This is a genomic window from Escherichia sp. 94.0001, from assembly GCF_013369155.2.
In the GTDB taxonomy this organism is placed as follows: Bacteria; Pseudomonadota; Gammaproteobacteria; order Enterobacterales; family Enterobacteriaceae; genus Escherichia; species Escherichia coli_F.
The window spans coordinates 19,999-30,739 of record NZ_JABWMS020000055.1 but is presented as its reverse complement, the minus strand read 5'-3'; the positions used below and the strand labels follow the sequence as shown (position 1 = coordinate 30,739).

Here is a 10,741-nt window from a genome sequence, read left to right as displayed (position 1 = left end):
GGGTACAATAAAAACAATCCCAAGTATACACTTAATGTTTTATTAATTAAATACGTTATAAATAAAAGACATATTCCTGAAATAACAAATAAACACAACCTACAGATTAGTGTCAGAATGTAAACTTTAAATATTTCATCTTTTGTTACACTTGAAATTACCTTCTGCACACTTATAATATCAAAACTGTATAGCGAAAATATAAGCACATATAGTGCTAGTACTTCACCAACAGCAATACTTGAAAAGATGTTTTCCCCTAAGGTAATAAGAAAAAATGGGAATACCAACACAGGAAATATGGCATTCGCACCCTGAATTATTGCCAACTCCAATACTGAATGATATTCCTTTATTTTTTGAAGTTTTTTTTTCAACATCAATAGTCATTTAGCCTCAAAATTGATGAGCCTTTTTTATCTTTTTCTGAGATTGCTATCGGTTTATTTGGCCAATCAATCATCAAAAAAGAATCATCCCATTTTATGCAACCTTCTGATTCAGGATGATAATAATTTGTCGTCTTATAAACAAACTCTGCTATCTCGCTTAACACCAAAAAACCATGCGCAAACCCCTCAGGGATCCACAACTGACGCTTATTCTCAGCAGACAAATTCACCCCAACCCATTTCCCAAATGTAGGTGACGATTTACGAATATCAACTGCTACATCAAATACTTCACCGACCACACAACGAACTAATTTACCTTGAGCATAAGGTTCCAGCTGATAGTGCAGTCCGCGTAACACACCCTTAGATGATTTAGAATGATTATCCTGAACAAATTCAACCTTCCGCCCTACAGCTTCTTCAAAAACTTTCTGATTAAAGCTTTCCATAAAAAAACCACGCTCATCACCAAAAACTTTCGGTTCAAAAATCAGTACATCTGGAATTTCTGTTTTAATTACGTTCATTTTATTAATAACCTTTAATCATTTTCAGCAGATACTGACCATAAGCATTTTTCTTCAACGGTTCAGCTAATACTTTCACCTGCTCAGCATCGATAAAACCTTTACGGTAAGCAATTTCTTCCGGGCAGGAAACTTTCAGCCCCTGACGTTCTTCTATTGTTGCGATAAAATTGCTTGCCTCAATAAGACTTTGATGTGTCCCCGTGTCCAGCCATGCATAACCACGTCCCATCATGGCAACGGATAAACGCCCCTGTTCCATATAAATACGGTTAATATCGGTAATTTCCAGTTCACCGCGGGCAGAAGGCTTAAGATTTTTCGCCATTTCGACAACGTCGTTATCATAGAAATAAAGCCCGGTTACCGCATAATTACTTTTTGGTTGTAGCGGTTTTTCTTCCAGGCTGATCGCCGTACCGTTTTTATCAAACTCAACGACACCGTAGCGTTCAGGATCATTAACGTGATAGGCAAATACCGTTGCACCACTTTCTTTGTTAACAGCGACATCCATTAACTTCGGCAGATCGTGACCGTAAAAGATATTATCACCTAGAACCAAAGCACAATCATCACCACCGATAAACTCTTCACCGATGATAAATGCCTGCGCAAGACCATCTGGACTCGGTTGCACTTTGTACTGAAGATTTAGCCCCCACTGACTCCCGTCACCCAGCAGTTGTTGAAAACGAGGAGTATCCTGTGGCGTACTTATAATTAGAATATCGCGAATACCCGCTAACATCAGTGTAGAAAGCGGGTAATAGATCATCGGTTTATCATAAATCGGTAACAGCTGTTTACTGACGGCCATCGTCACAGGATAAAGACGAGTACCAGAACCACCCGCCAAAATAATACCTTTACGCGTTTTCATTTCATCATTCCTTTTAATACATCTTGCTCCACCATCACGAACAAGATGCAAAAACTATTAAATTGCTGTAGTCGTAAATAATTCGTTAAGCATTCGTTTCACGCCAACCTGCCAGTCAGGCAAGACAAGCGCAAAGTTCTGCTGAAATTTTTCTGTATTAAGGCGAGAGTTATGTGGACGACGAGCTGGTGTAGGATAGGCTGTTGTTGGTACTGCGTTGAGCTTGTTGAGTGCAAGGGGAATGCCTGCTTTGCGCGCCTCTTCAAAAACCAGCGCAGCATAATCGTGCCACGTTGTGGTACCACTAGCTGCCAGATGGTACAAGCCTGCGACTTCCGGTTTATTCAGTGCCACACGAATGGCATGTGCCGTACAATCAGCCAGTAACTCTGCGCCAGTTGGCGCACCAAACTGATCATTAATAACGGCTAATTCTTCACGCTCTTTTGCCAGACGCAACATTGTTTTGGCGAAGTTATTTCCTTTACCTGCATAGACCCAGCTGGTCCGGAAAATAAGGTACTTCGCACAATGCTCTTGTAATGCTTTTTCTCCAGCTAACTTGGTTTCACCGTAAACATTTAGCGGTGCGGTTGCATCCGCCTCCTGCCATGGTATTTCACCAGTCCCCGGAAATACGTAGTCAGTAGAGTAGTGTATAACCCAGGCGCCGACTTCATTGGCTGCTTTCGCGATCGCTTCGACACCCGTCGCGTTAAGTAATTGTGCAAACTCCGGTTCTGATTCTGCTTTGTCTACTGCGGTGTGAGCGGCTGCGTTGACAATAATATCAGGCCGAATGCTTCTTACGGTTTCAGCTACACCTTCAGGATTACTAAAATCACCACAGTAATCAGTGGAGTGAACATCAAGAGCAATCAAATTACCCAGAGGTGCCAGAGCACGCTGTAGTTCCCAACCTACCTGCCCTGTTTTGCCAAAAAGGAGGATATTCATTACTGGCGGCCCTCATAGTTCTGTTCAATCCACGATTGATAGGCACCACTTTTCACATTATCAACCCATTTTGTATTGGACAGGTACCATTCCACCGTTTTACGAATCCCACTCTCAAACGTTTCCTGTGGTTTCCATCCCAATTCGCGACCAATCTTCTCAGCATCAATCGCATAACGGCGATCGTGTCCCGGACGATCGGCAACATAAGTGATTTGCTCGCGGTAAGATTTCTCTTTCGGGACAATCTCATCCAACAAATCACAAATAGTGAGCACTACATCGATGTTTTTCTTTTCGTTGTGTCCACCAATGTTATAAGTTTCACCCGCTTTACCTTCGGTTACGACGGTATATAACGCACGCGCATGATCTTCAACATACAGCCAGTCGCGAATTTGATCCCCTTTACCATAAATAGGTAATCCTTTACCTTCCAGAGCATTGAGAATAACCAATGGAATCAATTTTTCCGGGAAATGATAAGGACCATAATTATTAGAGCAATTAGTCACAATGGTCGGTAATCCATAGGTACGTTTCCACGCGCGGACTAAATGATCGCTGGATGCTTTGGATGCGGAATAAGGGCTGCTTGGCGCGTAAGCTGTCGTCTCAGTAAATAAGGGTAATTTTTCTTTATTATTTACTTCGTCAGGATGAGGCAAATCACCATAGACTTCGTCAGTAGAAATATGATGAAAACGGAAGCTATTTTTTCTGTCGCTATCAAGAGCAGACCAGTAATTGCGAGCGGCTTCTAAAAGAACATATGTACCAACAATATTGGTTTCAATAAATGCCGCAGGGCCTGTAATGGAACGATCCACATGGCTTTCAGCTGCCAGGTGCATCACTGCATCCGGCTGATGCTGAGCAAAGATCCGTGCCATTGCAGCTGCATCGCAAATATCCGCATGTTCGAAAACATAGCGTTCAGAATCAGAAACATCAGCAAGTGATTCCAGGTTTCCGGCGTACGTTAATTTATCGACATTAACAACACTATCCTGCGTATTATTTATAATGTGACGAACTACAGCAGAACCAATAAATCCTGCGCCACCAGTAACAAGTATTTTCACTTAATTTATTCCATATTACTTCAGAGCATGCTGTGAAATAAGCGGCTCTTAGGTTGATTAATAGAGGTATTAATGCACGCTACCGCCCCTGGCTTTACAGCTACCAGAGCACTGCATGCATGCCTACGATGTAGCGAGCGTTACCCACTCGCGCTAAACCCGAAAAATTCAAACGCTAATTGTCTTACCAATCCGCTCTGGAAACAAGGAAAATCCTGGAAAACTTTGACTAAAATCCTATTGCTAACTCGTTGTTATTCTGATTGTTTATATAAAACAACGGCAGGAATATTCGCAACAAATTACTTTCGCTACGAATCTTCACTGCCGTTATAATTTTCTTATCAACCGTTACATCCAGTCAGATTTTCATTATTCGCTTAACAACTTCTCAATGCCTTTGCGGAACTTCGCCCCTTCTTTCAGGTTGCGTAGTCCATACTTCACGAACGCCTGCATATAGCCCATTTTTTTACCGCAGTCGTAGCTATCACCTGTCATCAGCATGGCATCAACGGACTGTTTTTTCGCCAGTTCAGCGATGGCATCAGTCAGCTGAACACGTCCCCATGCACCAGGCTGAGTGCGTTCAAGTTCCGGCCAAATATCTGCAGAAAGCACATAGCGACCAACGGCCATGATGTCTGAGTCCAGCGTCTGCGGCTGATCCGGTTTTTCGATAAATTCAACAATGCGGCTGACTTTACCTTCGCGGTCCAGCGGCTCTTTGGTCTGAATGACGGAGTATTCAGAGAGGTCACCCGGCATACGTTTTGCCAGCACCTGGCTGCGGCCCGTTTCGTTGAAGCGCGCAATCATAGCGGCAAGGTTGTAGCGCAGCGGGTCGGCACTGGCGTCGTCGATCACAACGTCCGGCAATACCACAACAAATGGGTTGTCACCAATGGCGGGTCGTGCACACAAAATGGAGTGGCCTAAACCTAAAGGTTCGCCCTGACGCACGTTCATAATGGTCACGCCCGGCGGACAGATAGACTGCACTTCCGCCAGCAGTTGACGCTTCACGCGCTGTTCAAGGAGAGATTCTAATTCATAAGAGGTGTCGAAGTGGTTTTCGACCGCGTTCTTGGACGCGTGAGTTACCAGGAGGATTTCTTTGATCCCTGCAGCCACAATCTCGTCAACAATGTACTGAATCATTGGCTTGTCGACGATCGGTAGCATCTCTTTGGGAATCGCCTTAGTGGCAGGCAACATATGCATCCCAAGACCCGCTACAGGAATAACTGCTTTTAAATTCGTCATTATTTCATCCACCTGTAAAATGGTTGCTGAATTATAGCTTGTTCGATTTTTTTCGCCAGCATCAATTACCCTGAATTGATTACTGAATTACTTGTGATGCTACGCCGCTTCGTTGTGGATTGCAGTAGCATTGTTCCTAAGTATGGCTCCATTTTTCCAGGAATGGTCGCAAATCTACTCTCTCCGTTCCGGCAATCTAAAGTTAACCTTTTCCACATTAACAATATGGTGATTAATCCTGTCGATATCGACGGAGCTTTGCCCCATTTCATTCACTGCATGAATATTCGCAAGTGAAAGCAGCGTCTCACGCTTTGACATAAACACGCCTCGAACGTCTTTGCGCATGTCGAAGTTCATGCTCAATGCGGGTCCAACAGAGGACTCCTGCATCACATTGATATTTCGCATAAAAAGATGTTGCGGTTTGTTGTGTAACTCCAGCGACGCACGCTTCATCTCAATGTTAGTCAGCGCCACAAAGGAGACAGCATTCCCGGCGGAGATTTGGATGCCGCGCAATTTATAAGCAAGATGGGTGTTATCCAGTTGAATATTATTCACTCGGAAATTTTGCGGTATCGAGAGATATTTGCCTTTAATTACCCCATAGCCGATTAACATCCCGGCGCTATTAATCATTTCAATATTATCAATCACGAAATTGTCACAACCGTAAATAGCGACTGTCGCGTTATCAATACCTGCTTTCTTACTGAAATCCGGCGTGATATTGCGGGCTTTGATATTACGAATAACAAAATGTTTACCATTTTCAACATGGATCAACTGCCGACAATCCGATCCCGTGATATTCGCCACGACAAAGTTTTTCACTGCCTGGTTTTCCGGATAATTATTATCGTAGGTACTTCCCGCAAGACCTATGCCAATGCCCCAGTTGATTTTGCCGTTGGTACAGTTGATGCGCTCGATGATGTGGTCGGAGATCAAAATATCACTGTCGTTAATCGCTACGTTCCATTCAATAGCGTCGCCCTGTAAGTCGCTAAACTTACAATTGGTGATGTTGGCACCGATAATCTGATTATGAAATCCCTGACGTAAGATGGCGTAATTAGCGTGGCTGACAATGAGGTTATCGATGGTCAGGTTGCGCATGACCCGTTTGTTTTTGCCGCCGATATAAATCTGCGTTACCGGGCCAAAGCCGCTCATCGCCAGCCCTTTAATGGTGCAGTCAGAGCCGCGCACATCCAGGGTGATGTTATGCATACTGCCGCCCTTCTCCCCTGTCACCTGGCTGCCGTCCTGTAAGACAAATCGCCCTCTGCCGTTGCCGCGCAGGCTTCCCAGGATGTGTAACGTTTTGCCAGGGGGGATGAAGATGCCAGTGTTGATATTGTCGCAAACCAATCCGCCAGGCACGACGACCGTTTGCCCTTCGCTGAAGGCTTGTTTAAATGAGGCGATCCAGTCGTGTGGATTGTAGTCGTTGATATTGACGCTTTGTCGGGCAGGAAGTGCGCGAGCGAAAGGGGTATGGAGGAAGGCAAGCGCCGAGCTTGCCGTCAGGAAGGTGCGTCGGGAGAGTTTTTTAAATGGCATGCGTTCTCCTCTATAAAGCCTGCAGCAAGCTGGCGAGTTCTCGATTGATCACCTGCTGGTTAAAATCGTGTTCGACTTTTTCGCGCGCACGTTTGACGACCGGAGCCAGTTCGTCGGTGTCCAGTTGGCTAAACGCCACCAGTCGTTGCGCCAGTGCACGAGCATCGTTCTCAGGCACCAGCCAGCCGGATTTGTCGGCCTCCACCAGTTCCGGAATTCCGCTATGCAGAGTAGAAACCACCGGAATACCGACCGCCATCGCTTCCATTAGCGCCACCGGAATACCTTCCATATCGCCATCCGCACCCGTTACCGAAGGCAACAGGAAGACATCCGCGTCGTCGAGCATCGCTTTCACTTCATGGCTCGGTTTAAAGCCCGGCATCTCTACCACATCTTCCAGTTGATATTGTTCGATGAGGGTGCGCAGGCGTCGTTCCCACGGGCCAATGCCGAGGATGCGATAGCGAAATGCCACGCCCTGCTCTTTCAACTGACGGCAGGCTTCGATCGCCACATGCAGGCCTTTTTTCTCGGTTAAGCGTGCGACGGAAATAATCTCCAGCGGTGTTGCGGGCGCTTTCACCGGACGCGGGCTAAAGCGCGTCATGTCTACACCCATGCGCGATACGGCAATTTTTTCCCTCGGGCAGCCCATTTTTTGCAGCCTTCCGGCCCACAGATCACTAATCGGTAACATCAGGTCGCCACGGCGAAACAGTTGTTGATATTCGGGAGTGTAATGGTTGAGCACTTCCCGACTGGAGATATCAATACCGTGGAAGATAGTGGCAATTTTGCCGCGAATGACACCCAGTTCCCGTAGTTTTGCTGCGGTTACCCCCGCAGGGCCAAAATGAGCGATAAAAACATCGGCATGAAACGGTGTTGCGACCTGACCACAAATGGCAGACAAAATCAGGTTCCGCGACTCGGCACCATAGCGTTTGAGGTTGAGCGCCTGCCAGGTATTTTTACGATGAATGCCGCGCAACGTCTGGCTGGCGCGGTGGCGCAATTTCGCCACTTTGCCTTGTGGTTCGTCCTGTAACCAGCGAGTTCTGGCGGCAAGGTTAAATTTCGTCCATGCCGCGTGGGTGTTTTGCGTATCGCCTTTTTGCAGCGCGACAATCTCCACTTCAAAGCCCATATCAATAAACGCGGTAATTTGATTGAGGACGAAGGTTTCCGACGACAACGGAAATTTCAGTAAAAAGAAGCCGACCTTCATTTTGCCTCCCCGATGCGTTCAAGCACAGATTTCACCATCTGCATTCCTGCCTGGCGTTCGCGACTGACGGCTTCGTTAAGTCGTGTATTCAGCGCAGGAAGCTGGCCTAAGGTATCCGCAACCATCGCTTGCAGGCTGCCGTCTAATAAATGACGGATATCAATCGCCATCTCTGGCAGCCCCAGCTGCTGCATAATCCCGGCGGATTTATGTTCGTAGTTGATGGCAATTGCCGGAGTGGAGAAATTCATCGAGATAATGGCAGAGTGCAGGCGCGTACCGACGGTGAGTTCACAGGCACCGAGGATTTTGCCCATTTCCAGATCGTTGAGTTCATCCATCACTACGTGATAACGGGCATGATCGCTGATGTGCTGGCGCAGGTTGAGCGCCACCATGCGGTCGTCTTTGTTATAGCTGTCGATGCCCGTACAGGTGGAAAGCGCAATCACCTGATAGCCTTCGTTGAGAATGCGATTGACCACCCCGGCAAAGGCTTTTTCATACGCTTGCTGAGTGGTGCCGAGACGTTTGTCGAACGGTGCCAGTTCGCGCAGGGTAATTGCCAACGTTTTCTGTTGTGCGGCAACGTCCAGCCAGTGTTGAACGGCATAGCTGGCGGTGAAATCTTCGGTGTGGTGATCGACCAGCCACGCGGTATCGACGCCATGTTCAACTTTTGCAGTGGTGATATTGCTGCGTTTCATCAGTTCAAGGCTGACCGATTCGCGCAGGATCAGCGCGTCGCAGTGACCAAAAACGTAGTTCGCCAGTTGGTTAAATTGCTCATCCTGGAAGGGACCAACGCTGTGACCAATCATAAACAGCGGCTTTTTCGCCATAAACGTGCAAAGCGCGTGTTCAAACTGCGGCACGCCGTAGAGATCGACAAAAAACGATCCGCCGACCTGGATAATGGCATCGTAACCTGAAAGCAGGCGCACAAAGTCAGTGAATCCCTGGGCAATGGCGATATTACGCAGCTTGCCGGTGTCGGTGACGCGTGAGAGCAATACCTGGTGCTGGTAGCGGCGACGGAGGACTTTTTTTACGCGCCCGACAACACCCGCCGCGCTGTTGTGTTGTTTCATTTGCAGGAACAGCGGATCGCCCATTACCGGACGGTTGAGCAGCCAGGAAGAACTGACCGGATAGCGGCTCATTACGTCCACTTCGGCGTGTGGATTGAGGATGTTGATGGCATCAAGTAAGCCGCGCAAGATGGCGCTGTCGCCGCGATTGCCGCAAGTGTGGTTGCCCAGAATAAGTAATTTCATTTTTTCCTCATAAATTTGATGCCAGGTGAGGCTGTGTTTGTTGTGTTCGTTGCCGGAACCGAAAACAACCATTCACCCCGCCCGTAAAAGCATTTTCATTTTTTCGCTGCGACAAAACTGACGCTTCACTTCCACCACCAGCGGATGGCGCGACAACACAATCATCACCACAAACGCCAGCACGCCTGCGGCTATTTGCACCGCCAGCAGTATCCCCAGCACCAGTTGGCCTTTCAGCACAATGCCCAGCGCATAACTAACCACCAGCGTCGGCAGCGAGAGATAAAACGGCAGCCATAAACTCAGGATGTACTGGCGATAACTGGAACCGAGCACCGGTTTAATCATCACGAAATAACTCAAAATGGTGTTGATAATCTGCACCAGCAGGAAACCAAGCGTGACGCCGATTGCGCCCGCCATCTGCCCGCCAATAACAATCGCCGGAATAAACAGAAAGGTTTTGAATACATTGAATTTAAAGCTGATATCCACCCGCGCTTTCGCCATCAGCAGCGAGCCAATCGGGTTACCCACTGAGCGCAGTAGCCCCACAATACACAGCAATTGCAGCACCGGAATAATGCTGTTCCACTTTTCGCCAAAGACCAGCGGTACAAAGTTATTCGACACCACCATCAGCCCCAGCAGCGCCGGAAAATTGATAATCCCCACCACCGACAGCAGCTTGTAGAAGTTAACGCGCAGCTTTTCGGTGTCGTCCTGAATTTTGGCAAACGCCGGAAACAACACGCGGGTGATGATCGGGTTCAGTTTCATCGGCGGCACAACGGCCACGTTGTACGCCAGGTTGTACCCCCCTGCCACGCCCGCGCCGAGAATACGCGCCAGCACCAGCGTCGAAAGGTTAGTGTTGAGATAGTTGATGATGCTGTCCGCCGTCAGCCAGGCACCAAAGCGTAAGTTCGGCGCAACAGACACCAGCGAGAAATGTAGACCGGGACGATAAATTTTTCGGCCAAAGTAGCCAAACAGCAGCGTTCTTACCGCACTATTGACCAGATAACCGAGGATCGCGGTCATCGCCAGCGGCCAGAAATGGGCGCTAACCACCGTAAAAGTAAAGCCCGCCAGCACCGCGCTGGTTTCGATCATGCCGATTTTGTTGAACTCCAGCTCCTTTTGCATCAACGCGCGGAACTGTTGCCCGTGGGGGATCACCACAAACGCCAGCGACAATGTTTTAATCAACGGCGCCAGATCCGGGTTATTCAGCACGTCACCAATGGCATCACTCAACAAAAACACCGCCACGCACACCACGATCCCCAGCCCGACGTTCAACCAGTACAGCGTGGTGAGTTCAAGATGGCTGATTTCTTTTCGCTGAATAATCGAGTTAGCGATACCGAAGTCAGAAAGCGTGTCTGCCAGCGCGATAATCACCAGCGACACGGTAAGCAAACCGAACTGGTGGTTGTCGATAATCCGCGCCAGCACGGTCATCTGCACCAGCCCGAGGCCGATGATGATTACTGTGGCAATCGCCGACCATTTCGCGCCGCTGATGGTTTTTTCACGTAAGCTCAT

Annotated in this window: 9 protein-coding genes and 1 pseudogene; all 10 read right to left on the bottom strand. The window is 47.8% G+C overall.

Translation table 11 applies throughout. From position 1 onward, the window contains the following. Positions 1–380, bottom strand: a pseudogene (wzx, locus tag HEN33_RS19225) (O26 family O-antigen flippase); the annotation flags it as partial. Then, positions 380–922: a dTDP-4-dehydrorhamnose 3,5-epimerase gene (gene rfbC, locus HEN33_RS19220; RefSeq protein WP_001100797.1), complete on the bottom strand. Its 543-nt coding sequence runs from the start codon at positions 920–922 to the stop codon at positions 380–382. The gene rfbC and the pseudogene wzx, both read right to left, overlap by 1 nt. Positions 923–926: 4 nt before the next feature. Then, on the bottom strand, positions 927–1,805 hold the full coding sequence (gene rfbA, locus HEN33_RS19215; RefSeq protein WP_042202693.1) for a glucose-1-phosphate thymidylyltransferase RfbA: 879 nt from the start codon (positions 1,803–1,805) through the stop codon (positions 927–929). Between the two features lie 57 nt (positions 1,806–1,862). Next, on the bottom strand, positions 1,863–2,762 hold the full coding sequence (gene rfbD, locus HEN33_RS19210) for a dTDP-4-dehydrorhamnose reductase (protein ID WP_176262567.1): 900 nt from the start codon (positions 2,760–2,762) through the stop codon (positions 1,863–1,865). Beyond that, positions 2,762–3,847 carry a dTDP-glucose 4,6-dehydratase gene (gene rfbB, locus HEN33_RS19205; protein ID WP_176262566.1) on the bottom strand — a complete coding sequence of 362 codons (1,086 nt, stop codon included), beginning with the start codon at positions 3,845–3,847 and terminating at the stop codon, positions 2,762–2,764. The genes rfbD and rfbB overlap by 1 nt, the downstream gene beginning before the upstream one ends. Positions 3,848–4,219: 372 nt before the next feature. Next, positions 4,220–5,113, bottom strand: a complete 894-nt coding sequence (gene galF / locus HEN33_RS19200) for a UTP--glucose-1-phosphate uridylyltransferase GalF (protein WP_176262565.1) — start codon at positions 5,111–5,113, stop codon at positions 4,220–4,222. A 174-nt stretch (positions 5,114–5,287) separates the two neighbouring features. Beyond that, positions 5,288–6,682: a colanic acid biosynthesis protein WcaM gene (gene wcaM / locus HEN33_RS19195; RefSeq protein ID WP_176262564.1), complete on the bottom strand. Its 1,395-nt coding sequence runs from the start codon at positions 6,680–6,682 to the stop codon at positions 5,288–5,290. A 10-nt stretch (positions 6,683–6,692) separates the two neighbouring features. Beyond that, positions 6,693–7,913 (bottom strand): colanic acid biosynthesis glycosyltransferase WcaL, encoded by a 1,221-nt coding sequence (gene wcaL / locus HEN33_RS19190; protein ID WP_176262563.1) that lies wholly within the window; start codon positions 7,911–7,913, stop codon positions 6,693–6,695. Continuing rightward, positions 7,910–9,190 (bottom strand): colanic acid biosynthesis pyruvyl transferase WcaK, encoded by a 1,281-nt coding sequence (gene wcaK / locus HEN33_RS19185; protein ID WP_176262562.1) that lies wholly within the window; start codon positions 9,188–9,190, stop codon positions 7,910–7,912. Before wcaK ends, wcaL begins: the two co-directional genes overlap by 4 nt. 72 nt (positions 9,191–9,262) lie before the next feature. Further along, on the bottom strand, positions 9,263–10,741 hold the full coding sequence (wzxC, locus tag HEN33_RS19180; RefSeq protein WP_176262561.1) for a colanic acid undecaprenyl disphosphate flippase WzxC: 1,479 nt from the start codon (positions 10,739–10,741) through the stop codon (positions 9,263–9,265).